Below are 25,049 nucleotides of genomic sequence, written 5' to 3' on the forward strand. Positions count from 1 at the left end.
ATTCGCTATATGATTATTTTAATTAATAATATTAGCAACAATTTTTTTAGGCTTTCAATTTTCTATAAATTCTGTTTTTCAGAATGTAAACTTGTCTACCTATAATTAACGACTTTTTATAGCTTTCACATATTTTGACAACCAAGATAAATTGCTGTTTCTTTTACCTTTTAAATATTTACAATTTTTGCTTTTATAAATTTAAAAGATAAAAACGCGCTTGTCAATCCCCCTAAAGGGGGATATTTCACATCCCTCTTTAGGGGGTGACGTATCCTCCTTAAGGGGGAGATAAAAAACATAAAATATTGGTTTATAGTTATTTAAAAAATTGATGGTTTTAGATGCCAAAAATATAGAAATGCGTTAATTTTTTTTGAAACATTAATTTTTAAAAAACTTCTATAAAAAAATAAAACCTAAAAGCACAAGGCTTTTAGGTTTTAGATTCTAGGGGTAGTTGAATTGGTTTTCTTCTAAATAGTCCTTTTTAAATCTAATAATTTGTTGGTAGCATTTAAATAAGCATTGTAAATAGCTTCGTACTTAATAAGTTCTTCAAAACTATAAGGTGCTTTTTCTAAACTTCCAATAATTTTGTCGCCATTTGCTATTTCAGAAGGTGTAAAACCATCTATAGCATCATGATGACCAATAGCAATAGAACCTTCAAATTTATTAATTTGTAAGTTTTCTACTGCCAATAAACTTTTATTTCCAGAAGCCCTATCTATAAGATATACTTTTGCATTAATGTTGTTAGCTCCTCTAACCTTTTTTACAATGTTTGTTTCTACATAAAACATAACATCAGAAGAAGGTCTGCACTCAAACTGTTGTTTGGATAGCATGTCTACTACATTAATGGCTTCTAAATTTAAACTTGTTTTTGGTAAAGTTGTTGTTTTTGTGCTAAAAGCAAATATACCAATTAGCACCACAGCTAGCGCTGCGATTTTTTTAAGGGATTTCATTATGTGGGGTTTTTTAGGGTTATTAAAAGCAAAGTTAAACCTTTTTATGACATTTACAAGTTTCTTGAAATAAAAATTTAGTTATTAACAAAAAAAAAGTAAAATTATAAAAGACTTAAACACAAAAGACTACGCTTAAATATTTGTTATAACCTTTTTTTAAACTAAAAAAATAACATAAAAAAAGTACATTTTTTAGGATAATTTTTGAATACATTTACTAGAATAACTATTACCTTTGTATTATTATGAATACTACTATTTTATTTATTGGTGGCCCAGAGATTTTTATAATCATGTTAATTGTGGTGATGGTTTTTGGCGCGGATAAAATTCCTGAGATTGCAAGAGGTTTAGGAAAAGGAATGCGTCAAGTAAAAGATGCAACAAATGATATTAAAAGAGAAATTAACGATAGCTCTAAAAAGCATGGTTTAGAGACAGATATTAGTAAAGACATTAAAAAAGAAGTTGATAGTGTTAAAGATAAAATCGACGATTTAACTGGCCCAATTAAAAGACAGTTTTAATTTTTGTATCTAAAATTTTACTCTACTTATTGTTAAACCATCTCTTATTGGCAGTAAAACTGTTTCTAAACGATTATCTGTATTTAAAAGCTTATTATATTCCAGTAATACTTTTGTATCAATATCTTTTGGATCTAACTCCGCTACAATTTTACCACTCCAAAGTACATTATCAGATAAAATAATACCTCCTGGTTTCATTTTATCAATTATTTGATGAAAATAATTGATATAATTAGATTTATCTGCATCCATAAAAACCAAATCGAATTGCTCTTTTATGGTAGGAATAATTTCTAAAGCATTGCCAACTTTTTGTATAATTTGATGTCTGAATCCAGATTTCTCGAAATACTTATTTTGTAATGTTTCTAATTCTTCGTTTTTATCAATGGTAATTATTTTTCCTTCGGATGATAATCCTTCAGCAAAACACAATGCAGAATACCCTGTATAAGTGCCTATTTCTAAAATAACTTTCGGTTGTATTAATTTTGAAAGCATTGATAAAATTCTCCCTTGAAAAGCACCACTTAACATTCTTGGATTTAAAACTTTTTGCCAAGTTTCCTTGCTTAATTCCTGTAAAATTTTGGGCTCTTGTTGTGAATGTTCCACAACATAATCGTCTATTTTTTCTGGTAAAAAATGCATATTCTGTCTGGTTGAGCGCAGTCGAAACCTACTTCATAGTTTATAAATAAACTTGGACTACTATTAAGAAGGCAAAATTAAAATAAAAAAACAGAATTTACATTTCTATAAACGCTGTTTGTATATAAGAAAAATTAAAAAAATGTAGCTTTAAAAACTACTTAAATTTTATACTCTTATCTTTTTAAATTCCACAGCTAATTTTTCTTTGTCTGCTTCTGATAACTTTTTTTTATTTTTTTTGCAGTCGGCAGCTATTACTCTAAAAAAAAGCGACATTTTTTTATTGTGAATGGAATACAGCTTGCAAACTTTACATTGTAAAAAATGCCATTTTAACTTTAGAATTTCTGTAAATGAAGCTTCTTTATACTGACTTTTATCACAGATAGTTGTAGCTTCATCACAAGTAATGTTGAATTTTTTAAACATCTCTTAATTATTAAACCAGTTATCTTCCATGCACTTTCTTAGTTGAGTTCTAGCTCTATGAATAATAACCCATAAATTGGACGAAGTTATATCTAACTCCTTACAAATTTCTTCAGTCTCAAATTCTTGAATGGTTTTCATTCTAAAAACCAATGCGTATTTTTCTGGTAAATTATCAATACAAATATCCAATTGAGTTTTTAATTCTTGGTTTTCTATATCTTTTTCGGTTTTATTAATCCAATTTTGTGGCACGCGTTCTTCAATCCAACTTCCTTCGTTTTCGCCATCATTATAAAAATTCATTCTTACTTCAGCCTTGCCTTTTTTAGAATTTATTTTTCTGTAATAGTCTATTACTTTTCTTTTTAAAATGGATACAAGCCATGTTCTTTCTGTAGATTTTCCTTGAAAATTTTTCGCAGATTTTAAGCCAGCAAAGAAAGTATCTTGCACTAAGTCTTTGGCAATGTCACTGTTATTAACTCGAACAACAGCATAATTAAATAGGTAATCTGCGTAATTATCAATCCAAGTATCAGGATTCAAAGTAATTTCTTCTTTAGGCATTTTAGATTTTAAAGAAATCAAATATAACGTTAATTTTTTTCTTTTAATGCGTTACAACTGTCTCTTCTTCTCATGTCTACCAAAAAAATAATTTCCCATTCATTATTGTTATAAAATAATTGAAAAGAATTGGCTCCACAATGACTAAAATTTCCATTTACATAAAACTCATAAGGTGTCCAAACTGATGCTAAATTGCCATCAACCTTAATATTATAAGAAAGTAATTTTTCAAAATAAATATTTTCTGGTTTTTTATTAGCAACAGAACTCAACAAGGTTGCTGCTGGTTCTGTTTTTAAAATTCTTAACCCCTTTTTATCTGTAGATGTTGTTTGAATTTTTACTTCCTTGTGCAGTGTACTTTTCATTAATGTACTATCTCCTTTATGCAGTGCTTCAAAAAAAGTTTCAATTACTTTTTTAACTTTAAATTCACTGGTTTTAATATCATATGCTTGCGTATTTTTTTGAGCCACTAATGTTACCGAAAACATAACCGAGCATAAAAGCAGTATAAATCTTATCATAAAGTATGGTTTATAAAAGATAAAACTACAAAAAAGTAATGACTCCATAAATTTAAACCAAACTTACAATCTATGAATCAACAAAAAATCTATTGATATTTCTTACATTTACGTTCATAAAAAATAAAAAAATATGTCTGTAGCTAAAAAACAGTACAAAAGAGTTACTGTAAAATCTTTGGTAGAAATGAAAGCAAATGGAGAAAAAATTTCCATGTTAACTGCTTACGATTATACCATGGCTAAAATATTAGATGGTGCAGGATTGGATGTACTTTTAGTGGGCGATTCTGCCTCGAATGTAATGGCTGGTCATGAAACTACCCTGCCAATTACTTTAGATCAAATGATTTATCATGCCAGTTCAGTTGTTAGAGCCATAGATCGTTCTTTGGTGGTGGTAGATTTACCTTTTGGTAGTTACCAATCTGATCCTAAAGAAGCGTTGCGTTCTGCCATTAGAATCATGAAAGAAAGTGGTGGACACTCCATAAAATTAGAAGGTGGTAGAGAAATTAAAGAATCGATAAAACGTATTTTAAATGCAGGAATTCCTGTTATGGGTCATTTAGGTTTAACACCACAATCTATTTATAAGTTTGGTACTTATACAGTTAGAGCAAAAGAAGAAGAGGAAGCAGAAAAATTAATGGACGATGCTTTATTACTAGAAAGATTGGGTTGTTTTGCCATCGTTTTAGAAAAAGTACCTGCAAAATTGGCTAAAAAAGTGGCAGATGCTTTAACAATTCCTGTAATAGGAATTGGAGCAGGAAATGGTGTTGATGGGCAAGTTTTAGTAACCCATGATATGATTGGAATGACGCATGAATTTAACCCTCGTTTTTTACGTAGATATTTAGATTTATATGCTGATATGACTGGTGCTTTTGAAAGTTATGTTGCTGATGTAAAAAGTAAAGATTTCCCTAATGAAGAAGAACAATATTAAAATAGTCTTAAAATATATCTCTGATATTTCAATTGTTTCTTTTGGTATCTTGTATATTATTGACAGACTTTTTGATGTGGAGATTAGCGAGAATGACGATGTAAAACATATTTTAATTTTAATCTATGTAGCCTCTACAATAATTTATCAAAAAATGGAACTTAAAGATAAAAATGCTAAAATTAAAAAGCTAGAAAGTGAACTCAAAAAAAACAAATGATAAAAGGATTATTTGAAACACATATTGAAGTTCAAAATTTAGAAAATGCCATTGATTTTTATCAAAACACGCTTGGTTTAGAGCTATGCAGAACAAAAGATGATAGAAGACTAGCTTTTTTCTGGGTAGGAAACACAAAACAACAAATGTTAGGTTTGTGGGAAAAAGCTGATGGCGATATTGCTAAAAGACATTTTGCATTTGAATGCGAACCTGATTGGATTATAAATGAGTCCGTTAACTTTTTAAAAAGCAAAAATTTAAGTTGTAGAAATTTCTTAAATGATGGCTCAGAAAAACCTATGGTTTTTGCTTGGATGCCAGCAATTTCTATTTATTTTGATGATCCTGATGGAAATTATCTAGAATTTATTGGGATTCTTAATGGAACTGCAAGACCCGAAAAAGGAATTATTTCTTACGATGAATTTATTGAATTAGAAAAAAAATGAAAATTCTACATTTAGATACAAATCACAAACTTTTAATAAATCAATTAGACGATTTAGGTTTTATAAATGATGAAGATTATACATCTTCAAAACAAGAAATTGAAGCCAAAATTCATAATTATGATGGTTTTATTATAAGAAGTCGTTTTAAGATTGATAAACATTTTTTGGACAAAGCAACCAATTTAAAATTTATTGGAAGAGTTGGTGCTGGTTTAGAAAACATTGATTGTGAATATGCTACATCAAAAAAAATAGCATTAATTGCAGCTCCAGAAGGCAATAGAAACGCTGTTGGCGAACATTCTTTAGCCATGCTTTTATCGCTTTTTAACAAACTAAACAAAGCTGATAAGGAAGTTAGAAATGGAAAATGGTTACGTGAAGAAAACAGAGGTTTAGAATTAGATGGAAAAACTGTAGGTTTAATTGGTTATGGAAATATGGGAAAATCTTTTGCAAAAAAACTACATGGTTTTGATGTTAAAGTGCTTTGTTATGACATAAAACCCAATGTTGGTGATGAAAATTGTACTCAAGTATCTCTTAAAGAATTACAAGAAAAATGCGATGTTCTAAGCTTGCATACTCCAGAAACCGAACTAACTATAAACATGATTAACTCAGCGTTTATAAACAGTTTTAAAGAGTCTTTCTGGTTGATAAATACTGCACGTGGAACATCTGTAGTTACCAAAGATTTGGTGGCAGCATTAAAATCGGATAAAATTTTAGGTGCTGGTTTAGACGTTTTAGAATATGAAAAATCATCTTTTGAAAACCTTTTTTCTGATAATAGTTTGCCAAAAGCTTTTGAATTTTTAATTCAATCTGAAAATGTAATTTTATCTCCACATGTTGCTGGTTGGACTTTAGAAAGTAAAGAAAAATTAGCACAAACGATTGTCGATAAAATAAAAGCAAAATTTTGTTAACTTACTGGTTTTAAAATAGCAACTAAAAAAGATATAAAATGACTTACGAAGCAAATTCACCTGAAGAATATATAGCACAAATTCCTGAAGAAAGGCAACAGGCTTTTCAGAAATTGAGAAAAACAATTGCAGATAATTTACCTTCAGGTTTTGAAGAAGGTATGTTATATAAAATGATTGGTTATTATGTTCCATTAAACACTTATCCAGATGGTTATCATTGTCAACCAAATACACCTTTACCATTTATAAATATAGCTTCACAAAAAAACTCTATAAATATTTATCATTCAGGTATTTATGCAAAAAAAGAATTGTTAGATTGGTTTGTGGCAACATACCCTAAACATTGCAAACGCAAATTAGATATGGGTAAAAGTTGCATTCGTTTTAAAAAAATCGATGAAATTCCATACGGTTTAATTGCAGAACTTTGCTCTAAAATGAGTGTAGAAGAATGGATTGAAATTTATGAAACCAATACTAAAAAATAACAGTTTGTCATTTTGAGTGAAGCAAAGCGAAATCGAAAAATCTATAAGAATAATAAGATTTCTCCACAAGGTCGAAATGACAGAAAAATATAAAATTTATAGAATATGAAAAAAAGAGTTACAGGAATTGGTGGTATTTTTTTTAAAAGTGATGATCCAAAGGCATCAAAAGATTGGTACAAAAAACATTTAGGTTTTAATACAGATGATTATGGCTCTACCTTTTGGTGGAAAGACAAACAAGGAAATGATTGCTCTACTCAATGGAGTGCTTTTCCAGAAAAAACCGATTATTTTGAGCCTTCTAAAAAAGACTTTATGTTTAATTACAGAGTCGAAAATTTAGTGGAATTATTAGCTGAACTAAAAAAAGAAGGTGTTACTATTGTAGGAGAAATGCAAGAGTTTGAATACGGAAAATTCGGTTGGATTTTAGATAACGAAGGCAATAAAATTGAACTTTGGGAACCTATTGATGCAGCTTTTAATTAAACACTAAACTTTTTTTAAATTATGAAATTATTATCCAATTACCCAACAGAAGTATTAATTCTACTTTTCTTAATCGTAACTTTTGTACAATCTGGAATCGACAAATTATTAGATTGGAAAGGAAACGTTTCTTTTATTTCAGATCATTTTAAAAACTCGCCTTTAAAAAATAGTGTTCCTTTACTATTAGGTATTATTTTAGTTTTAGAAATCCTTGCAGGAGGATTGATGATTTTTGGAGTATATCAATTATACACTTCAGGTGCAAAAGAAATTGCCTTATTAGGAATTGAGCTTTGTGCTGTCGTTTTAATTTTCTTATTGATTGGACAACGTCTTGCAAAAGATTATGCAGGAGCCATGTCCTTAGCTGTCTATTTTTTGATTACACTCTTTGGTGTTTATTTATTAAATAGCTAAAAATTATTATTATATTTTTTATAATCAATTATATTGATAAAAAAAGCCCTTAAAACTTGCGTTTTAAGGGCTTTTAAAATTTTAAGAAGGTAATTGTATTATATATAGATAAAAAATGAATCTATTCTTTTTAAAATCGATTTTTACTGCTTTTTTAGCACATAAATTAAAGAAGAATACTCATTTGTACTATTTGCGCTCAAATTTGAAGAAAAACCTCTCTGAAAAGATTTTATAGGATTCATTTTTCCAGATTTATATTTTTCGCTTAAAAGAGAAACATAATACGAATCGAATTTCATTGGGAGCGTTTTTTCAACTATCATATCTACTTCAGAAAATAATTTTGAAATTGATGTTTGCGAAAAATGCCACAAATGTCTTGGCACATCAAAAGCAGCCCAATGTTCTCTATAATATTTTGCATCATTACTTTTATAATTAGGAACTGCAATGATTAATCTTCCATTTTCAGAAAGTAAATTTTCTAACTCAGAAATGTATTCTTGTAAATTCTCTACATGTTCTAAAACATGCCAAAGCGTAATCACATCAAACTTACTATTTTTTATTTTTGATAAATTTTCCTGAAGCATTACTCCTTTTTTTGCTGCAATGTTTCTTGCATCAGTATTTGGTTCTGTTCCAAAAACAGTCCAAGAATTATTTTTACAAACGCTTAAAAAATCTCCTGTCCCTGCTCCAACATCTAAAATATTTTTTGTTGATGTTCCAAAAGAATTTATCAACTTTAATTTTCTTTTTAAAGTGATGTTTTTTACAGCTTGGTATACTTTATCTAAAACAGATTTTTTAGAATCGGTATGAGAAATATAATCTTCACTTTTATAATAATCTCCCAAATTTATTGGAACAGGAACTGTAACCAACATATCAAATTCAGTGTTCTTTTTTACTTGATAAACTTCTCCAGAAACTGTGTAATCTTTACACTCTAAAAAAGGCTCTAAATTTTTATAAAAGTCTATTTTTTTATTCATTTATAGTAATACTTAATATTGAATTTTTCTAATTTTTGAATCGATAGAAACACAAATTAGAAAAATATTATTGAAAGAATTATACTTTTTTTGAGTTGTTCCACGAGGAACATTACTATTTTTTTAATAAAATACACAGTCAAAAACTTAATAAAAAACGCAAAAAGAATATTTTTTTTGCGTCTCAAATTCATTTACAAATTAAATTGTTTAACTCTAAAAAACATATAATTTAAAAGAATTATTAAGAATGTTCCACAAGGAACAATTAATATTTTTAAAACAATTTCTTGCTTTTTTGAAGATTCATCTTGACTATATTTACCTTCCCATATACACTAACAACACAGAAATATCACTAGGAGAAACACCACTAATTCTGCTTGCTTGAGATATTGAAGTGGGTTGAATCTTAGTTAACTTCTCTCGTGCTTCAAAAGATAAAGATTGTAATTTTTGATAATTAAAAGCAGCTGGAATTTTTACATTCTCTAACCTATTTAACTTATCTGCATTGTTCTTTTCTTTATCAATATAACCAGAATATTTTAAGTGTATTTCAGCTTGTTCAATCACTTCTTTATCGATAGCATTTTCCTCTAAAAAAGCACTTAATTTCTTAATGTTTTTGAAGTCAGAAAAATCTAATTGAGGTCTTGCAGCAATCTTAAACAACTTCATAGATTGATTAATGAGTGCTAAATTCTTTGCCTCTAAAATAGGATTTATCTCATTTTCTTTAACACTAGTTTCTTCTAAAAACTTAATTAATAAATCTGTTTTGCGTTGCTTTTCAAGAACCCTATCCAAACGTTCTTTAGATGCTAAACCTAATTCATATCCTTTAGGAGTTAGTCTTAAATCTGCATTATCTTGCCTTAATAACGTTCTGTATTCTGCTCTAGATGTAAACATTCTGTAAGGTTCTTCTGTACCTTTAGTAATTAAATCATCTATTAAAACAGCAATGTAAGCTTCGTTTCTTTTTAAGATAAATGGTTCTTTTCCTTGTACTTTTAAAGCCGCATTTACACCAGCCATTAAACCTTGTGCAGCTGCCTCTTCATAACCTGTAGTTCCATTTATTTGTCCTGCAAAAAACAAGTTTTCAATCAACTTCGTTTCTAAAGAATGTTTTAATTGAGTAGGTTGAAAAAAGTCGTATTCAATAGCATATCCATATCTTAAAAACTTTACATTTTCAAAACCTTCTACTGCTCTTATAGCTTTGTCTTGAATGTCTTCTGGTAACGAAGTAGAAAACCCATTTACATACATTTCCACAGTTGACCAACCTTCTGGCTCAATAAACATTTGGTGCCTTTCTTTGGTTGCAAAACGATCTACTTTATCCTCTACAGAAGGACAATATCTTGGTCCTGTAGATTTAATTCTACCATTAAACATTGGCGATCTATCAAAACCTTCACGCAATAAATCGTGTACTTTTTGATTGGTATATGTTAACCAACAAGAACGTTGTTCTGTTAAGTTTTTAGTGATTGGTAAATAAGAAAACTTTTCAGTAATTTCATCTCCTGGCTGCTCAATCATTTTAGAATAATCTAAAGAACGCCCATCCACTCTTGGAGGTGTTCCTGTTTTCATTCTACCAGCTTCAAAACCTTTCGCAACTAAATCTTCTGTAATTCCAGTAGACGCTCCTTCACCTGCTCTACCTCCACCAAAACTTTTATCACCAATATGAATTAATCCATTTAAAAAAGTACCAGCAGTTATGATAACAGTCTTTGCTTTTATCTCTAAACCTAAAGCTGTTTTAACACCAATAATTTTATTTTCATCAAACAATAATCCGTTTACAGAATCTTGATAAAAATCTACATTTTCAGTTTGCTCTAACATGGTTCGCCAACATTCTGCAAACTGCATTCTGTCAGATTGTGCTCTTGGACTCCACATTGCAGGTCCTTTAGACTTGTTTAGCATTTTAAACTGAATAGCTGTCTTATCAGTTACAATTCCACTATAACCTCCTAACGCATCAATTTCCCTTAAAATTTGTCCTTTTGCAATGCCACCCATTGCAGGATTACAACTCATTTGCGCAATATTTTGCAAATTCATTGTAATTAATAATGTGTGTGCACCCATATTTGCAGCAGCAGCAGCAGCCTCACTTCCTGCATGGCCTCCTCCTACTACAATTACGTCGTAAGTTGTTGTAAATAAACTCATTATCTTAATAGTTCCACGTGAAACTTTTATTTTATTAAACTGATTATCAAAACTTTAAAACCGATAAAGCTTTATTTTCTTCTTTTCTCATCACCATTTTTTCATCAGCAGATTTATCTTTTAAACCCATATAATGTAAAACTCCGTGAATCATAACTCTATGTAACTCTTCCTCAAAAGTTACGTTATATTCTTTAGCATTCTCATTAACTCTTTCTACAGATATAAAAATATCTCCATTAATTAAATTCCCTAAAGAATTATCAAAACTGATGATATCTGTAAGTGTATCATGTTGTAAAAATTCAACATTTAGCTTCAATAAATATTCATCATCACAAAAAATATAATTGATTTCACCAAGCTCAAAACCTTTTTCTGAAACTACTTTTTCAATCCAACTTTCTAGTTGAGTTTCATTTTCTAAAACGAACTCAGTTTCATAATTATATGTGATCATAACTAACCTTTCTTAGTGTCAGAAAAGTATTCTCTGACCTTCTTTTTATAATTTTGCTGCAAAGGTAAGGATTGTCTGTTTAATATCTCTATTTGATTGTAAAACTGCTTTTTAAATTCTAGGGCTTTTGCTTTATTCCTTTGATTCTCTATTTGACTCGTGTTTGCATTACGTTTTTCATCTTTGCCTTGCTCTAAAGCAGCCTTTTCTAATTTTAATAATTCGTAGTTTAAATTTTGCATTTTTTGCAGTGTACCAGCATTAAACCCTTTTTCTAAAATTTCATTTTCCAAATCTTCCATGGTTTTTAAAGCCTTTTTTGCATTGCCATTTCCATTCGGATTTCCGTTTTCACTTTCTTTAATCGCATTTTGCAATTCTTGCCTTAATTGCGATTGTTCTTTAAATATTTCATATAATTCTCCATCTAAATCATCATTAGATCCTTCTCCATTTCCTCCAGGTTTTCCATTTTCTCCAGACTTCCCTCCTTTTCCATCTTTTCCTTTCTCACCTTTTTCGCCTTCTTTTCCTTTTTCTCCAGGTTTCTGTCCTTTCTTGTCTCCTTCTTTTTCACCACCTTTTTGCATTCCATCTTTCATCTTTTTGGACAAACCTTGTTGTTTTTTAATTAAATCTGGTAAACTAAAACCGCCACTTTTTCCTTTTTTTCCTTTGCCCATTTTCATTGACATATTATTTTGCATATCATTTAAAATAGTACTTAAATAATCTGCTAAATTATTTGTGGATGTCATTACATAACGTTGATTTGAAAGTCCGTTATTAAATCTGTTTTCAGAAAAATTCTCTAAAGATTGATCTAAATTATAATGCACAGAAGATAAATCGTCTTGAATTTTGGTGGATATTTTTGGCAGACGCATTGCTAAAACATACAAACTATCATCTATATGTTCAAAATAGGTTTTGATTTCGTTTTGCTTTTTTAAATCATTACCAAAGTCAGGATGTGATGTTGATGTTTCACCAAATTTGTCCATTAACTGTTCTTGTTGAAAAGAGAAAATAACTAGGTTTTCTAAAATTTTACGAAGATCCTCTATATTTTCTTCCATAGATTCCCCTTGCATTTCCATCATAGATTTTTGCATTTTTGCACTCATCTCCTTCATCTTTTTAGATGATTTCTTTTGACTACTTTTTGCTTCTTGTTTATTTTCACTTTTTAAATTCTCTTCAGATTTCTTCAACTCTTCATTTACATCTTCTTTTTCTTGATCCACATCTGGCAATTCCATTGGTTCTTTTAACTTCTCATTATCTTGATTTAATTCCTCAAGTTCTTTTGTAATAGCATCAAAATCTTTTTTAACATCTTCTTGTAATTTTAAAGGAACCTCCAAATCATCAGCTAATTTTTCTTGCTTTTTAGACAATTCCTCAATTTTGTTAGCAATTTGCATGGCTTTTTGCTCTACATAAAAACGTTTTACCATTTCTAACATTTTCTCTAAACTACGCTGTTGTTGCTTATTTTGTTGCGCTAATTCCTTGGCTTTTTGTACTAAATCTTCTTTATTTAATTTATCAGCCATTTTCTGAATTTCATCCAACAGCTTTTGTTGCTTATCTAATTTTTTAAGCTCTTTTATGCGTTCTTTTAAATCTTCTTTTTTCTCTTGTAACGTTTTATCTTTCTCCTCTTTTTCGTCTAAATTTTCTTGTAATTTATCCGTTTGTTTTTGCATCATTTCTTTGTATTGTTCTTGACGCTTTATAAAATTTTCTACTTTCTTTTTATCATTAAAATTAATACTCTTTTTATTCTGCAACTCTTGCTGAATATTTTCTAATTGCTCTTGTTGCTTTTGTTGTTTTTGAACAGAGTTTTCTAAATCGTTAATGGTATTTCTTTGTTCTTGCAACAACTCCTCCTCTACTTCATCTTCAGTTTTTTGTCGATAATTAAAAACTTTACTTTTTGCAGATTTATTTCCATTGACTCCATCATTGTCAAAAACCTGAAAATACATTTCGTAATTAACACCTTTTTTTAAATTTAACCCCTCAGGAAATTGATAGAAGAAAGTTTGAATATTTTGTTTAGAAATTTGCAAATTGAATTGTTGCTTACCTTCAATATTTTCTTCATCATAATAAATCAATTTTAAAGAACGCAAACCATAATCATCTGAAATCTGTCCAGCAAATTGTGCAGTTCCACGTGAAATGCTATCAATATTCGAAGTCACAGAAATTATAGGAAACTCATCTTTTACAACATCAACAGAAAACTGTAAATTCTCATAATCTTGCAAATTTTTGTTTGATGACGATATTTGATAGTTCAACGCATTTTTAATTTGCTTTTGATATTCAAAGTTTCCATTAGCTTTATTTGTAAAATTTTCTCTTTTATCATTGTTGATAAACGCCAACTCATCTGTTTGAGAAGTTTGTACGTTCCATGTAATATTTGTGCCTTCAGGAACTGTTAGATTACCAGAATTCTGAATTGTTTCATTTGTTCGGACTAAATAACTAGGATACTTTAAATCCAAAGAAATGTTGTTGATTGTTGGTGTACCTATTATATTTATTTGATAATTTTGAGATTGAACTCCATTGGCTTCAACATAAAAGTTAATGGTTTCTTGCACATCTAAAAACGTATAAGAAAATGAAGCATTACCATTATTTTGTAAAAAATATTGCTGATTATTAAAAATGATTTTAGCTTCATTTGGAATTACTTCTCCAATAGTTTTTACATCAATTTTTATCGATTTTCCTTGAATTACTTGTAAGTTTTTATTGGTTAAAGTAAACAAAAATGGTGCTGGTGGATTATAAGCAGTTCTATGATTTACAACACGTTGTAAACTTTCAGACAAAGAAGCATTACTTACTGTAAATAAGCTTATTACATAAATTAAAATAGGCACAATTGCATATTTTAGATAGGTTGCATTCTCTTTAAAATCAACTGCTTTTACAAACGGAATGGGTTGTAATTCTGCAGATTTTTGGTTGATACTTGCCAGAATTAAGTCTGATTCATCTGCGTTTTCTTTTAACTGTAAAACGTTTAACAATTTGTCTTGAACTTCAGGAAAATGTGCACCAATAATTTTTGAAGATGCTGTAAAAGAAATTCCTTTTCTAAAACCTATCAATTTAAAAATAGGAATTGCTATAAACCTAATAAACAAGAAAACTTCAACAACTATAAAGAGCCAAAATAAAATAGTTCTTGCAGTAGGTTTTAACCATAAAAAATACTCTAAAAAAAGTATAAAAAATAAATACAAAAAGCCTAATGAAAAGAATAAGATTGCTCCTTTTATCAACTCATTTGTATAGTATTTCTGGGTAAACTGATGTAGTTTTTTCTGTATATTTTCGAATTCGCTCATAATCAACAAATAAAAGTACTAATTTTGATAAGATTTTAAAGCAAATATTTGTTAAAACAATTTGTAAGTATTTAAGCCATTAAACAACTAAAAATATTTAAACTAAAAATATGAAATTTAGAACCTTACTATTTTCGCTATTTATAACCTCAACAATTTTCGCTCAAAGTCCTTGGACCAAAGAAAAAGGAGATTTGTTTGTAAACTTTTCTTACACTACAATATCAGATTATAATGAAATTTTTGGAGATCCAGATTTTTTTACAAACGGAAATATAACTGATAATACCTATCAAATTTATAGTGAATATGGTTACTCTGATAAAACCACATTTATTGCAAGTATTCCATTAAAAAGTATTGCTGTTGATAATTTTGCTTATATAGATCCTGCAATAAATTGTGTTGGCGATTGTTCTGAGATTTTAAACTTTAAGGAAACAGCTTTTGGAAATATTTCTTTAGGTATTAAACATCAATTTTATAATAAAGGTTGGGTAATTTCTGGACAGTTTGTTACAGAATTAAATACAAGTACTTTTTATGAAAAATCTGGAATTAGAACTGGTTTTGATGCCTATACTTTTACACCTCAATTGTTAGCAGGAAAAAGTTTCGGAAAAACATTTTTTCAATCTCATATTGGTGTAGATGTAAGAACCAATGACTACAGTAACAATTTTAAAATTGGTGGCGAATTTGGTGGCAAAATTTTAAAAAATATCTGGCTAATTGGCTTTCTAGATGTTGTAGAATCTTTTGAAGATGGTAACAGAATAAATTATAATCCTTTAAATGGTTTGTATCAAAATGATCAAGAATATGCTGCTTATGGTTTAAAAGCCATTTTACAATTGTGTGACCTTGGAGTTACAGCAAGTTTTGCAAATGCTTTTTCTGGAAATAATGTTCCTAAACAAAGCGCTTTTTCTATTGGAATTTTTAATACTTTTTAGGGGAAAATATAAATACCAATTTCAGCAAAAACTTTTTTGGCAAAATCCACCCTCGTCAATTATCGCAATTTAAAGAATATTGTTTTTTTAAGTGATTTAAAAAATGGAACAAAAGCACGAATAAAAATTTAAATGAATTCTCGCAAGTTTAAAAAACCTGTGGAGTCTTTTAATATCAATTAATTTTATTGCTTCTAATTTCTATTATCTATTAGAAAAACTATCTTTGTAGCGTTAAAAAGTACCTTAAATACCTTTTAAGGTTCATAAAAAAATATTCCCTACAAAATTAGGACACTAAAAAATAAAGAAAATGAAATCTAATGTTCGCGTACGTTTTGCTCCAAGTCCTACAGGACCTTTACATATTGGTGGTGTAAGAACAGCTTTATACAACTATTTATTCGCTAAAAAACACAATGGAACTTTTATTTTAAGAATAGAAGATACAGACCAAACACGTTATGTAGCTAATGCAGAACAATATATTATAGACGCTTTAAAATGGTGTAACATTCCTTTTGATGAAGGTCCAAATACCAACGAAAAATTTGGTCCATACAAACAATCTGAACGTAAACACATCTATAAAAAATATGCTGATATTTTATTAGAAAACGGTCATGCATATTATGCTTTTGATACTCCAGAGGAATTAACTGCACAGAGAGATTTTAATGCCTCTAAAGGAAAAATGTTTATCTATAACTGGCAAAATAGAGAAGAAGGAAAATTAACAAACTCTTTAGTTTTATCTGAAGAAGAAGTACAAAAGAAAATTGATGCTGGTGATAAATATGTAATTCGATTTAAAAACCCACAAAGCGAAATTTTGTACATGGAAGACGAAATTCGTGGCAGAATTACCATAAAAACAAATACATTAGATGATAAGGTTTTATTTAAATCTGATGGAATGCCAACCTATCATTTAGCAAATATTGTTGATGACCATTTAATGGAAATTACACACGTAATTAGAGGTGAAGAATGGTTACCTTCTATGCCTTTACACGTTTTATTATACAAAGCTTTTGAATGGGATATTCCAAAATTTGCCCATTTACCGTTAATTCTAAAACCAGTTGGTAGAGGAAAATTAAGCAAAAGAGATGGAGATAAATTAGGGTTTCCAGTGTTTCCTTTAGCCTACACAAATGAAGAAACAGGAGAAGTTTCTAGAGGTTTTAAAGAAGATGGTTATTTTGCAGACGCCTTTATAAATATGTTAGCCTTTTTAGGTTGGAATCCTGGAACAACACAAGAAATTTTTTCTTTAGAAGAATTAACACAAAAATTTGATTTTGAACGTGTTAATAAAGCAGGTGCAAAATTTGATTTGGATAAAACAAAATGGTTTCAGCAACAATACATGCAAACCAAAGATGATGAAATGCTAACAGATTTATTTATGCCTACTTTAGAAAAGAAAGGGATACAGTTAGCTAAAAAAGATGTTCAAAAAATAGTTTCTTCTATTAAAGAAAGAGCGGTTTTTGTTGATGATTTCTGGGAATTGGCAGCTTACTTTTTTGAAACTCCAAAAGAATACGATGCAAAAGCTGTAAAGAAAAGTTGGAAAGAAGGCACTAAGGAACTAATGGAAGAATTAATTCCTGTAATTTCAAATATTGAAGAGTTTTCATCAGAAAATACCGAAAAAGAAATCAAAAATTGGCTTTCTGGCAAGGAAATTGGTTTTGGTAAAGTTATGCAACCTTTGCGTTTGTGTTTGGTTGGTAAATTAGCTGGACCTCATTTATTTGATATTATTTATTTAGTTGGTAAAGAAGAAACCATTAAAAGAATACAAAACGCAATCGAAAAAATAGAATCATGAAAAAATACATCCTTTTAGTTTTCGCTTTTACAAGTTTAATAGCTCATAGTCAGTTTAATAATGGAGGCATGAGAAATCAAGGTCTAGGTAGAATGAACCAAGCACCAAGACAAGCTCCAGAACCAAATTTTGAAATTGAAAAATATCTCGGTATTTTAATTTACGATATTGAAAAATTTGCAAAAAAATCAAGCATAAAATTATCTTCAGATGAAGGCAAAAAGTTTTCTGAAGTATTAACAAAGTTTAATAAAAAACTAAAAGATTTTAGAAGAATTAATAGTTTTACTTTAGACAGCACTAAAGAAATGGTTGAAAACTTTCAGAAAAATGCTCAAAAATCAGGAGATTTTTCAGAACGTACAAACATCCAAAATAAAATGGCAGAAAATTTAAAGCCAATTTCTGAAACTTTAAGAGTTTATGATAAAGAGTTAGATACCACTATGAAAGAAATATTATCTGAAAAACAATATAAAAAGTGGATTAAATATAACAGAAAAAATTATAAAGTTTTTCCAAAAAATGAAGTTGAAAATGAAGATAAGGAAAACTAAATACCATTTATAAATTAAGAAACCTGAAATTTTTTCAGGTTTTTTTATGCCATAAAATGTAACATTATAAAATTAAGACGTCTTATAAATTAGATGTTGAAAATCAGTATCTTTACCTAGAACAAAATTTTAATTAACAAAAAATAACATGAATCCAACTATCCTAATTATTATAGTCTTATCCGTTCTTATTCTTTTTGCCGCTTTTTTTATGGTAAAACAACAAACAGCTGCAATTATAGAACGTTTTGGAAAATTCCATAGCATTCGCCAATCTGGTTTGCATTTAAAAATTCCTTTAATTGATAAAGTTGCAGGAAGATTAAGTTTAAAAATTTTACAATTAGATGTTATTGTAGAAACTAAAACCTTAGATGATGTTTTTGTAAAGTTAAAAGTTTCTGTACAATACAAAGTTATCAACAACAAAGTATATGATGCTTTTTATAAATTAGATTATCCTGCAGATCAAATAACTAGTTATGTTTTTGATGTAGTAAGAGCCGAAGTTCCTAAAATGAAATTAGATGATGTTTTTGTAAAAAAAGATGATATTGCTTTAGCTGTAAAGGCAGAATTAAATGATGCCATGTCTGATTATGGTTTTGATATTATTAGAACATTAGTAACAGATATAGATCCAGATCCTCAAGTTAAAATTGCCATGAACAGAATTAATGCTTCTGAACGTGAAAAAATTGCAGCTCAATTTGAAGGAGATGCACAACGTATTTTAATTGTAGAGCGTGCAAAAGCAGAAGCAGAAAGCAAACGTTTACAAGGACAAGGTATTGCAGACCAAAGACGCGAAATTGCACGTGGTTTAGAAGAATCTGTAGAAGTTTTAAATAAAGTTGGTATCAATAGCCAAGAAGCGTCTGCATTAATTGTAGTTACACAACATTATGATACATTACAATCTATTGGACAAGAAACCAATAGCAACTTAATTTTGTTACCAAATTCACCACAAGCAGGTAGTCAAATGCTAAATGATATGGTTGCAAGTTTTACAGCTAGTAATCAAATTGGAGAGGCAATGAAAAATCAGAAACCAAAAAAGAAAAACGATTAATTTTATAATAATTAGCTTTTTATCAATTTCTATTTAGTTTAATTTTATAACTATAAAACTGTTGCAAAAATTACTTTTTGCAACAGTTTTTGTATAAAGTCACTTACTTTATGAAAGTTATAATAATGCCAAATTTATTTTTTAAAAAAATACCCTATTTTTTAAAAAATGTTGTAGTATATTTGTAGTATTACTAAATTAAAATTTTGGGGGATTTTTTAATTTAAAACATAAAGCTCTATTTGTTTATCAAATAGAGCTTTTATTTTTTATCGAAATTTAAAAAAGATTACTTCTTTTCTTCTATTTTTTCTCCTTCTTCGTCTTTAGAAGCCTTTTTAAACTCTTTTATACCACCACCTAAACCTTTCATTAGTTCAGGTATTTTCTTGCCACCAAATAACAATAAAACAACTACTACAATTAATATTATTGAGTATCCTCCTGGAATTGCTAAAAATGTATGTAAACTATTCATTTCTTCTTAAATTTAATGCTACAAAGATACAAAAAAAGGTTTTTATTAATCTCTTTTTTGTATAATGCCACCAATTACTTTTTTATCTTTTAAAACTTCTGGGTTTCCTTTGTAAAAAATAGACCCTCCAAAACTTACCTTAGCATCTAAAGTTTCCTCTGCTAAAACTTCTGCTCTTGCTCCTGTACCTGCTTTTACAGTAGAGTTTGAGTCTGCTTTTAAACCAAAACCATTGTAAATACCATATAAATCTACATCTACATTCTGGTTTTTTGTAGTTCCCGTTAATTTAATAATTCCTCCAGAAGTTGCTCTAACTTCTAAATGTTTTACTTTTAAAACTAGGTTGATAAACGCTCTTTCTTGCGAATTTACTTCTAATTTTTCTTGTTCTATTTCATTTCCTGTGATGGTAGCATTTTCATTAGCATCAATCACATCAATAATAGTATTGTAATATAATTTTACTAAAACCTGACCATTTGCAGCATTATCTTCTGGTTTTAAAGAAAAAGGTAACGATATTTTTAAAGTATTATCTACATTTTTAATCTTCACCATTTCAGACTTTTTGCCTGTAATTATAAGTTTAGCTTCGGTAGATTTTATCAACTCTAATTCTATACCATTATAAACTTTTAAGATTTTGTAATCTCCTAAATTTTTAGTGACTGTAGTTTGCGATTGTCCTAAAAAAGAACTCATTAACAAACAAATACAAATTATTTTTTTCATAATTTTAATTTTGAAGCTACTCATAAAGCAACAAGTATACCACCTTTATAAAGTTAATTTTCAACTTTTATTGTAAAAAAAAAGTATTTATTTATTTTACTCTTACTGCAGTTCCTGTAATAGAAACTAGTAAAGTGTTATAATTAGTAAAGGGTTCTACATCTATTTGAATACCAACCACTGCATTTGCACCTAATTTTACAGCATTATCTTTTAAATCTTGAAAGGCTTTTTCCTTAATACTTTCTAAACCTAATGTGTACATTTCTTTGTATTTAGACATGCTAAACATATCTTTAAAAGACATACTTTTTCCGTTTGTAGAATAACTAGAATCGTAAGCTGTACCAGTTACAATGCCTAAATAATCTACTATTTGATGGTTTTCTATGTTGTTTGTTGTTGTTAAAATCATTGGTTTTCTTTTTATTTTTGTCATTCTGAATTTATTTCAGAATCTCGTTCATTAATTTGAATTAGCTTATCAATTTAAAAACTGCATACTGAAACTGAAAACTGCGACTTTTTTTACTCTTCTATCAAATTAAAATCTAAATGTTTGCGTTCTAAATCTGTCTTTTTTACTTGCACTTTTACATCATCACCTAACTGATACATATTTTTTGTGGATTGCCCAACAATAGCATATTGCTCTTCATCAAAAATATAATAATCGCTTTTTATATCTCTAATTCTAACCATTCCTTCACATTTATTGGCAGTAATTTCTACATAAATTCCCCATTCTGTAACTCCTGTAATAACACCCTCAAAAACTTCATCTTTATGATCTTGCATGTATTTAACTTGCATGTATTTTATAGAAGATCTTTCTGCTTTTGAAGCTAATTCCTCTCTATGTGAAGAATGTTTACATCGTTCTTCATAAGGAAGCGCTTTTGGCGATTCTCCTCCATCTAAATAATGTTGCAACAATCTATGTGTCATCACATCAGGATAACGTCTAATTGGCGATGTAAAATGGCTATAATAATCAAAAGCCAAACCATAATGCCCAATATTTTGAGTTGTATACACAGCTTTACTCATGGTTCTAATCGCTAAAGTTTCAATCATGTTAGATTCTGCTTTGCCTTGAACATCACTTAACAATTGATTTAAAGTGGCTGATGTACTTTCTTTGGTATCTGTATTTATTTTATAACCAAACTTACTGATGATGTTTTGTAACGAAGCTAATTTCTCGTCATTTGGTTCATCATGTACTCTGTAAATAAATGTTTTGTTTGATGGTCTTCCTTTATGACTTCCAATAAATTCTGCTACTTTTCTGTTGGCTAATAACATAAATTCTTCAATTAATTTATTAGCATCTTGGCTCGTTTTAAAGAAAACCCCAACAGGATTTGCATCTTCATCTAAATTGAACTTCACCTCTACTCTATCAAAAGAAATTGCACCTTGTTTCATTCGCTTTTTACGAAGAATTTTTGCCAATTCATCTAATTTTAAAGTTGCTTCTACAACTGCTGGTTTTACTTCATAAGAAGTATCTGTAATCGAAATATCTGCAGGCATTGTGTAAGGCTGCACATCATCAGATAAAGTTACATTTTCAATAATACTTTGAGCTTCTTCATAAGCAAAACGTTGGTCTGAATAAGTAACTGTTCTACCAAACCACTCCCCTACTATTTGTGCTTTTTCATTGATTTCAAACACAGCAGAAAATGTTAATTTCTCTTCATTTGGTCTTAAAGAACATACACCATTACTTAACATTTCTGGTAACATTGGTACTACTCTATCCACCAAATAAACAGAAGTTGCTCTTGCATAGGCTTCATCATCTAAAACAGTATTGGGTTGTAAATAATGTGAAACATCTGCAATATGAATTCCAATTTCAAAATTGCCATTTTCTAATTTTTTGAATGACAATGCATCATCAAAATCTTTAGCATCTTTTGGATCGATGGTAAACGTTAAATCGCCTCTCATATCTCTACGTTTGGCAATTTCCTCTTTGGTAATTTCTATGGGTAAACTTTCAGCTTCTTTTTCTACTTCTGGTTCAAATTCGTAAGGCAAATCATATTCTAATAAAATAGAATGCATTTCTGTATCATGATCTCCTGGTTTTCCTAAAACTGTGGTTATTTTACCAAACGGATTTTTAGAATTTTCTGGCCAATCAATTAGTTTTGCTTGTACTTTATCTCCATGTTCTGCTCCATTCATTTTACTTTCAGAGATAAAAATATCTGCGTACATTTTATTGTTATCACAAATTACAAAACCAAAATTTTTACTTTTTTGTAAAACACCAACAAATTCGTTTTTAGAACGTTCTATAATTTCTACAACGTCTGCCTCTAATTTATTACTTCTTTTTCGTTTGTAAACATAGGCTTTTACAACATCTCCATGCAAACCTTTACCAAGATTATTGTTGGGTATAAAAATGTCATTTTCATAATCATCTGTCATAAAATATCCATTTCCATTAGAGGTAATATCTAAAGTACCAATGGAATATTTACGATCTTCGTTAATCTGAAATTTACCTCTGTCTATTTCTTTAATTTTCTTTGAACTTGTTAATTCCACTAATTTTTGAATAACTTGGTTTTTACCATCTGTATCTTCAATTTTTAATTTAGCAGCTATTTGTTTGTAATTAAAAGACTTACTACTATCTACGTTTAATATTCTGAATATATTTTTAGTTAAATCTTTTACAATTTTTCCTTTCTTTTTATATATTTTTTTCTTCTTTTTTGTCATTTATATTTTATTTTTTTTTCTATCAGTTTATACTTTTTATAAAGCTGATGTATATTGCAAATTACAAATATTTCAACTTATTTATAGTATAATAAAGTTATAAATCTATTTTGTAATTTGGCTTCTTATTAATTTCATTTTATAGCACTATTGAATAAACTACCTGTTGATAAAGTAAATTTTAGCGATACTAATGTTAATCGTTGGTTTATAGTTGCAAACCCCACTTCTGGCAATCGTAATTTTTCTAAAAAGTGGAAGCTAATTCAGCAATTATTACGAAATAAGAATATTGATTTTTCTTTTTCTATTACCCAATTTGCCAAACACGAAATTGAATTGGTACAAAACGCAGTTAAAAAAGGATATAGAAACTTTATTTCTGTAGGTGGAGATGGAACCCTACATCATGTAGTGAATGCAATAATGCTGCAAAGATATGTAAAAACTTCGGATATAACTATTGCAGTAATTCCTTTAGGAACTGGAAATGATTGGATAAAAACATATAATATTCCTAATGATATTAAAAAAGCAATTGAAATCATCAACAAAAAAAAGACAATTCTACAAGATATTGGTGTTTTAGAAACTGCTGATAAAAAAATGACTTATTTTAATAATGCAGCTGGTTTAGGGTATGATGCATACATTGTTAACAAACTAAAAAAACTAAAAAGTTTTGGTGCTGCATCGTATCTTTTAGCAGGGATTTATGGTTTATTTTTTTATAAAAAATCCGTCTTTTCTATTTCTTTTGATGATAAAAAAATAGAAACAACTTGTTTAATGACGGTAATCGGACTTTGTAAATTTTCTGGAGGTGGCATGCAGTTTACCAAAGATGTAAATCCTTCTGATGGTTTTTTTGATATTTCCATTGCAAAAAACATTACTTTTTTAGATTTAGTATTGAATATCAATAAATTATATTCAGGGGAAATTGTGCATCATAAAAAGTTTGAAACGTATAAAACAAAAGAAATACATATACACCCTAAAAATAGTACACCCTTTATTCAAGCTGATGGAGAATTGATTGGGACTGGAAACGTAACTGCGAAAATTTTAGAAAGAGCGATTAATTTTGTTGTAAATTGATGTACATCCTTATTTTTGTTTGTGTTGAAATAATAATATGTTAAAAAAATCTTAATTTTCCTGTAACGTTTTGTTTATTTTTACGTCTATATAGAAAGGACATTGAAATTTAAATGAAAAATCTTCGTAAAATTATAGCTTTATTCGTATTTATATTAGTTGCAGGCATTTTTGTTACTGTAATAACTATCAATACTTCTTTGAATAAAACCGAAGTTCCTAAAGAAACTGTAGAAGTTCAAAAAGATTCTGTATCACTTTTAAAAGCTGATAAGAAAAGGGTTTAAGTTATTAGCATTTCAGTTTTATCTACATGCTTAATTTTTCTAACATTTACCTTAATTACATTTTAAATTTAATCTTTTTAAAAGAAGATTAATATTAAAAATAACAACTACTTTATATTTACTTTATATTACCAATTTTTCATTTTATTTTTTCTTTTAGAATTTTCATCAATCTATAAATTTAAAATTCTAACACTTATCAACATTCTATATTATAATTATTTTTCTTTTATAAATTTTTAAAAAACAATGATGTTTATAATAGTATGTGAATAGCTACTATAAAAAAAGTAATTTTTATTTTAATTTGTGAGTTATTAAAAACTACTTACAACTTATGAGTTTTTAAAGGGTTTAAAATCAACTTAAAATTAGAGTTATTAACAAAACTTATAAACAGCAATTAACCTAAAATTCTTAATAGTTAACAAACCTAGTTATGTAAATAAATTGTAAATTTTATGTTCATAAACTTTTATTAAAAACTCATAATAAAATTTGCATATATCAACCTAGTGCGTGTATTGTAATAATAAATAGATCTGGCAAATAAACTTACGAGTTTCTTATGACAACT

27 protein-coding genes are annotated in these 25,049 nt (G+C 28.5%); 14 read left to right on the forward strand and 13 right to left on the reverse strand.

Translation table 11 applies throughout. The annotated features are described in order from the left end of the window. Window positions 1-476: 476 nt before the first annotated feature. Window positions 477-974, reverse strand: a complete 498-nt coding sequence (locus P161_RS0106125; RefSeq protein ID WP_026776151.1) for a hypothetical protein — start codon at window positions 972-974, stop codon at window positions 477-479. Window positions 975-1,222: 248 nt separating this feature from the next. On the opposite strand from P161_RS0106125, the gene P161_RS0106130 reads away from it, so the two are divergent. Beyond that, the gene (locus P161_RS0106130; protein ID WP_026776152.1) at window positions 1,223-1,504 is read left to right on the forward strand and encodes a twin-arginine translocase TatA/TatE family subunit; all 282 of its coding nucleotides are present in this window, start codon (window positions 1,223-1,225) and stop codon (window positions 1,502-1,504) included. Between the two features lie 9 nt (window positions 1,505-1,513). Here P161_RS0106130 and P161_RS0106135 read toward each other — a convergent pair whose 3' ends face one another. The 4 genes from P161_RS0106135 to P161_RS18150 all read right to left on the reverse strand — a co-directional run bounded on the left by P161_RS0106135 (window position 1,514) and on the right by P161_RS18150 (window position 3,690). Beyond that, the gene (locus P161_RS0106135; RefSeq protein ID WP_026776153.1) at window positions 1,514-2,158 is read right to left on the reverse strand and encodes an O-methyltransferase; all 645 of its coding nucleotides are present in this window, start codon (window positions 2,156-2,158) and stop codon (window positions 1,514-1,516) included. A gap of 168 nt (window positions 2,159-2,326) precedes the next feature. Further along, a complete protein-coding gene (locus P161_RS0106140; RefSeq protein ID WP_026776154.1) occupies window positions 2,327-2,590 on the reverse strand; it encodes a hypothetical protein in 264 nt (87 codons plus the stop codon). Window positions 2,591-2,593: 3 nt separating this feature from the next. After that, a complete protein-coding gene (locus P161_RS0106145; RefSeq protein WP_026776155.1) occupies window positions 2,594-3,160 on the reverse strand; it encodes a sigma-70 family RNA polymerase sigma factor in 567 nt (188 codons plus the stop codon). A gap of 29 nt (window positions 3,161-3,189) precedes the next feature. Then, on the reverse strand, window positions 3,190-3,690 hold the full coding sequence (locus tag P161_RS18150; RefSeq protein WP_036841292.1) for a nuclear transport factor 2 family protein: 501 nt from the start codon (window positions 3,688-3,690) through the stop codon (window positions 3,190-3,192). Window positions 3,691-3,823: 133 nt separating this feature from the next. Here P161_RS18150 and panB point away from each other — a divergent pair, with 133 nt between their 5' ends. The 7 genes from panB to P161_RS0106185 all read left to right on the forward strand — a co-directional run bounded on the left by panB (window position 3,824) and on the right by P161_RS0106185 (window position 7,655). After that, complete coding sequence (panB, locus tag P161_RS0106155) at window positions 3,824-4,642, forward strand: 3-methyl-2-oxobutanoate hydroxymethyltransferase (RefSeq protein WP_026776156.1); 819 nt, start codon at window positions 3,824-3,826, stop codon at window positions 4,640-4,642. Further along, entirely contained in the window at window positions 4,623-4,862 is a 240-nt protein-coding gene (locus P161_RS0106160; RefSeq protein WP_026776157.1) for a hypothetical protein, read from the forward strand. The genes panB and P161_RS0106160 overlap by 20 nt, the downstream gene beginning before the upstream one ends. Further along, window positions 4,859-5,314: a VOC family protein gene (locus P161_RS0106165; RefSeq protein ID WP_026776158.1), complete on the forward strand. Its 456-nt coding sequence runs from the start codon at window positions 4,859-4,861 to the stop codon at window positions 5,312-5,314. Before P161_RS0106160 ends, P161_RS0106165 begins: the two co-directional genes overlap by 4 nt. After that, the gene (locus tag P161_RS0106170) at window positions 5,311-6,249 is read left to right on the forward strand and encodes a 2-hydroxyacid dehydrogenase (protein ID WP_026776159.1); all 939 of its coding nucleotides are present in this window, start codon (window positions 5,311-5,313) and stop codon (window positions 6,247-6,249) included. The genes P161_RS0106165 and P161_RS0106170 overlap by 4 nt, the downstream gene beginning before the upstream one ends. Before the next feature lie 38 nt (window positions 6,250-6,287). Beyond that, the gene (locus P161_RS0106175) at window positions 6,288-6,743 is read left to right on the forward strand and encodes a DUF1801 domain-containing protein (RefSeq protein WP_026776160.1); all 456 of its coding nucleotides are present in this window, start codon (window positions 6,288-6,290) and stop codon (window positions 6,741-6,743) included. A 105-nt stretch (window positions 6,744-6,848) separates the two neighbouring features. Further along, entirely contained in the window at window positions 6,849-7,235 is a 387-nt protein-coding gene (locus tag P161_RS0106180; protein ID WP_026776161.1) for a VOC family protein, read from the forward strand. Between the two features lie 21 nt (window positions 7,236-7,256). Beyond that, on the forward strand, window positions 7,257-7,655 hold the full coding sequence (locus P161_RS0106185) for a hypothetical protein (RefSeq protein ID WP_026776162.1): 399 nt from the start codon (window positions 7,257-7,259) through the stop codon (window positions 7,653-7,655). Between the two features lie 143 nt (window positions 7,656-7,798). Here P161_RS0106185 and P161_RS0106190 read toward each other — a convergent pair whose 3' ends face one another. The 4 genes from P161_RS0106190 to P161_RS0106205 form a co-directional block, all read right to left on the reverse strand. Continuing rightward, complete coding sequence (locus P161_RS0106190; protein ID WP_026776163.1) at window positions 7,799-8,656, reverse strand: class I SAM-dependent methyltransferase; 858 nt, start codon at window positions 8,654-8,656, stop codon at window positions 7,799-7,801. A gap of 321 nt (window positions 8,657-8,977) precedes the next feature. After that, window positions 8,978-10,855, reverse strand: coding sequence for a tRNA uridine-5-carboxymethylaminomethyl(34) synthesis enzyme MnmG (mnmG, locus tag P161_RS0106195; RefSeq protein WP_026776164.1), 1,878 nt, complete (start codon window positions 10,853-10,855; stop codon window positions 8,978-8,980). A gap of 46 nt (window positions 10,856-10,901) precedes the next feature. Continuing rightward, window positions 10,902-11,315 carry an rRNA maturation RNase YbeY gene (ybeY, locus tag P161_RS0106200; protein WP_026776165.1) on the reverse strand — a complete coding sequence of 138 codons (414 nt, stop codon included), beginning with the start codon at window positions 11,313-11,315 and terminating at the stop codon, window positions 10,902-10,904. Window positions 11,316-11,317: 2 nt separating this feature from the next. Then, window positions 11,318-14,695, reverse strand: a complete 3,378-nt coding sequence (locus tag P161_RS0106205; protein WP_026776166.1) for a DUF4175 family protein — start codon at window positions 14,693-14,695, stop codon at window positions 11,318-11,320. Between the two features lie 110 nt (window positions 14,696-14,805). Between P161_RS0106205 and P161_RS0106210 the strand changes: the two genes are divergently transcribed. From P161_RS0106210 to P161_RS0106225, 4 genes are all read left to right on the forward strand, one after another. Then, window positions 14,806-15,651 carry a hypothetical protein gene (locus tag P161_RS0106210; protein ID WP_026776167.1) on the forward strand — a complete coding sequence of 282 codons (846 nt, stop codon included), beginning with the start codon at window positions 14,806-14,808 and terminating at the stop codon, window positions 15,649-15,651. A 313-nt stretch (window positions 15,652-15,964) separates the two neighbouring features. Next, entirely contained in the window at window positions 15,965-17,491 is a 1,527-nt protein-coding gene (gene gltX / locus P161_RS0106215; RefSeq protein WP_026776168.1) for a glutamate--tRNA ligase, read from the forward strand. Continuing rightward, entirely contained in the window at window positions 17,488-18,048 is a 561-nt protein-coding gene (locus P161_RS0106220; RefSeq protein ID WP_026776169.1) for a hypothetical protein, read from the forward strand. The genes gltX and P161_RS0106220 overlap by 4 nt, the downstream gene beginning before the upstream one ends. 148 nt (window positions 18,049-18,196) lie before the next feature. Beyond that, window positions 18,197-19,123 (forward strand): SPFH domain-containing protein, encoded by a 927-nt coding sequence (locus P161_RS0106225; RefSeq protein WP_026776170.1) that lies wholly within the window; start codon window positions 18,197-18,199, stop codon window positions 19,121-19,123. Between the two features lie 289 nt (window positions 19,124-19,412). Here P161_RS0106225 and P161_RS0106230 read toward each other — a convergent pair whose 3' ends face one another. From P161_RS0106230 to rnr, 4 genes are all read right to left on the reverse strand, one after another. Continuing rightward, on the reverse strand, window positions 19,413-19,601 hold the full coding sequence (locus P161_RS0106230; RefSeq protein WP_026776171.1) for a twin-arginine translocase TatA/TatE family subunit: 189 nt from the start codon (window positions 19,599-19,601) through the stop codon (window positions 19,413-19,415). A 45-nt stretch (window positions 19,602-19,646) separates the two neighbouring features. After that, on the reverse strand, window positions 19,647-20,336 hold the full coding sequence (locus P161_RS0106235; protein ID WP_026776172.1) for a head GIN domain-containing protein: 690 nt from the start codon (window positions 20,334-20,336) through the stop codon (window positions 19,647-19,649). A gap of 91 nt (window positions 20,337-20,427) precedes the next feature. Next, window positions 20,428-20,775: a YbjQ family protein gene (locus P161_RS0106240; RefSeq protein WP_231494709.1), complete on the reverse strand. Its 348-nt coding sequence runs from the start codon at window positions 20,773-20,775 to the stop codon at window positions 20,428-20,430. 89 nt (window positions 20,776-20,864) lie between these two features. Then, window positions 20,865-23,084 carry a ribonuclease R gene (rnr, locus tag P161_RS0106245; protein ID WP_026776174.1) on the reverse strand — a complete coding sequence of 740 codons (2,220 nt, stop codon included), beginning with the start codon at window positions 23,082-23,084 and terminating at the stop codon, window positions 20,865-20,867. Between the two features lie 150 nt (window positions 23,085-23,234). Between rnr and P161_RS0106250 the strand changes: the two genes are divergently transcribed. Both P161_RS0106250 and P161_RS19725 read left to right on the forward strand, forming a co-directional pair. Further along, the gene (locus P161_RS0106250) at window positions 23,235-24,185 is read left to right on the forward strand and encodes a diacylglycerol kinase family protein (RefSeq protein ID WP_051605685.1); all 951 of its coding nucleotides are present in this window, start codon (window positions 23,235-23,237) and stop codon (window positions 24,183-24,185) included. 113 nt (window positions 24,186-24,298) lie between these two features. Continuing rightward, window positions 24,299-24,472 (forward strand): hypothetical protein, encoded by a 174-nt coding sequence (locus tag P161_RS19725; protein ID WP_197026330.1) that lies wholly within the window; start codon window positions 24,299-24,301, stop codon window positions 24,470-24,472. Window positions 24,473-25,049: the final 577 nt, after the last annotated feature.

The organism is Polaribacter sp. Hel_I_88 (genome assembly GCF_000687935.1).
GTDB lineage: Bacteria > Bacteroidota > Bacteroidia > Flavobacteriales > Flavobacteriaceae > Polaribacter.

Excerpts from the sequence above, each read along its gene's own strand:
- P161_RS0106125 (WP_026776151.1), bottom strand. The coding sequence starts at position 974 with ATGAAATCCCTTAAAAAAATCGCAGCGCTAGCTGTGGTGCTAATTGGT.
- P161_RS0106130 (WP_026776152.1), top strand. The coding sequence starts at position 1,223 with ATGAATACTACTATTTTATTTATTGGTGGCCCAGAGATTTTTATAATC.
- P161_RS0106135 (WP_026776153.1), bottom strand. The coding sequence starts at position 2,158 with ATGCATTTTTTACCAGAAAAAATAGACGATTATGTTGTGGAACATTCA.
- P161_RS0106140 (WP_026776154.1), bottom strand. The coding sequence starts at position 2,590 with ATGTTTAAAAAATTCAACATTACTTGTGATGAAGCTACAACTATCTGT.
- P161_RS0106145 (WP_026776155.1), bottom strand. The coding sequence starts at position 3,160 with ATGCCTAAAGAAGAAATTACTTTGAATCCTGATACTTGGATTGATAAT.
- P161_RS18150 (WP_036841292.1), bottom strand. The coding sequence starts at position 3,690 with ATGATAAGATTTATACTGCTTTTATGCTCGGTTATGTTTTCGGTAACA.
- panB (WP_026776156.1), top strand. The coding sequence starts at position 3,824 with ATGTCTGTAGCTAAAAAACAGTACAAAAGAGTTACTGTAAAATCTTTG.
- P161_RS0106160 (WP_026776157.1), top strand. The coding sequence starts at position 4,623 with ATGAAGAAGAACAATATTAAAATAGTCTTAAAATATATCTCTGATATT.
- P161_RS0106165 (WP_026776158.1), top strand. The coding sequence starts at position 4,859 with ATGATAAAAGGATTATTTGAAACACATATTGAAGTTCAAAATTTAGAA.
- P161_RS0106170 (WP_026776159.1), top strand. The coding sequence starts at position 5,311 with ATGAAAATTCTACATTTAGATACAAATCACAAACTTTTAATAAATCAA.
- P161_RS0106175 (WP_026776160.1), top strand. The coding sequence starts at position 6,288 with ATGACTTACGAAGCAAATTCACCTGAAGAATATATAGCACAAATTCCT.
- P161_RS0106180 (WP_026776161.1), top strand. The coding sequence starts at position 6,849 with ATGAAAAAAAGAGTTACAGGAATTGGTGGTATTTTTTTTAAAAGTGAT.
- P161_RS0106185 (WP_026776162.1), top strand. The coding sequence starts at position 7,257 with ATGAAATTATTATCCAATTACCCAACAGAAGTATTAATTCTACTTTTC.
- P161_RS0106190 (WP_026776163.1), bottom strand. The coding sequence starts at position 8,656 with ATGAATAAAAAAATAGACTTTTATAAAAATTTAGAGCCTTTTTTAGAG.
- mnmG (WP_026776164.1), bottom strand. The coding sequence starts at position 10,855 with ATGAGTTTATTTACAACAACTTACGACGTAATTGTAGTAGGAGGAGGC.
- ybeY (WP_026776165.1), bottom strand. The coding sequence starts at position 11,315 with ATGATCACATATAATTATGAAACTGAGTTCGTTTTAGAAAATGAAACT.
- P161_RS0106205 (WP_026776166.1), bottom strand. The coding sequence starts at position 14,695 with ATGAGCGAATTCGAAAATATACAGAAAAAACTACATCAGTTTACCCAG.
- P161_RS0106210 (WP_026776167.1), top strand. The coding sequence starts at position 14,806 with ATGAAATTTAGAACCTTACTATTTTCGCTATTTATAACCTCAACAATT.
- gltX (WP_026776168.1), top strand. The coding sequence starts at position 15,965 with ATGAAATCTAATGTTCGCGTACGTTTTGCTCCAAGTCCTACAGGACCT.
- P161_RS0106220 (WP_026776169.1), top strand. The coding sequence starts at position 17,488 with ATGAAAAAATACATCCTTTTAGTTTTCGCTTTTACAAGTTTAATAGCT.
- P161_RS0106225 (WP_026776170.1), top strand. The coding sequence starts at position 18,197 with ATGAATCCAACTATCCTAATTATTATAGTCTTATCCGTTCTTATTCTT.
- P161_RS0106230 (WP_026776171.1), bottom strand. The coding sequence starts at position 19,601 with ATGAATAGTTTACATACATTTTTAGCAATTCCAGGAGGATACTCAATA.
- P161_RS0106235 (WP_026776172.1), bottom strand. The coding sequence starts at position 20,336 with ATGAAAAAAATAATTTGTATTTGTTTGTTAATGAGTTCTTTTTTAGGA.
- P161_RS0106240 (WP_231494709.1), bottom strand. The coding sequence starts at position 20,775 with ATGACAAAAATAAAAAGAAAACCAATGATTTTAACAACAACAAACAAC.
- rnr (WP_026776174.1), bottom strand. The coding sequence starts at position 23,084 with ATGACAAAAAAGAAGAAAAAAATATATAAAAAGAAAGGAAAAATTGTA.
- P161_RS19725 (WP_197026330.1), top strand. The coding sequence starts at position 24,299 with ATGAAAAATCTTCGTAAAATTATAGCTTTATTCGTATTTATATTAGTT.